Here is a 353-nt window from a genome sequence, read left to right as displayed (position 1 = left end):
GCCAAATCAAAGTATCCAGAAGGGTTTGGTGTTAACTATCATGATAAACCACACGGTTCTTTTCAAGGACGTTTTACAACAGCAGCGGAAGTATTATATTGGGGTGCCTACTGGGGAGCAGATGGTGATGTTTGGTTAGATTTAGGTAGAAGTCGTTGGGTAAAGGCTGAACATTATAATTACTGGCCTTTCAAAGCAGTATCAAAGTATCCAGAAGGATGGGGAGTAAATTATTACGATGGTATTGATGGTCCATATAAAGGTACAATTTCTTCAAAAGCGCCTGTCATGATTTATGCTCGTAAAGAAGGATGGATCGATGTTGGTAGAAATAGTTGGGCACCTGAAAAACA

Annotated in this window: 1 pseudogene; it reads left to right on the top strand. The window is 39.9% G+C overall.

The features are described from left to right. Positions 1–353 (top strand): annotated as a pseudogene (locus tag JDS80_RS30805) (hypothetical protein); the annotation flags it as partial.

The organism is Bacillus cereus group sp. N8 (assembly GCF_016483685.1).
GTDB lineage: Bacteria > Bacillota > Bacilli > Bacillales > Bacillaceae_G > Bacillus_A > Bacillus_A proteolyticus.
The sequence above is the reverse complement of the archived record's forward strand: the minus strand, read 5'-3'. Positions and strand labels throughout refer to the sequence as shown.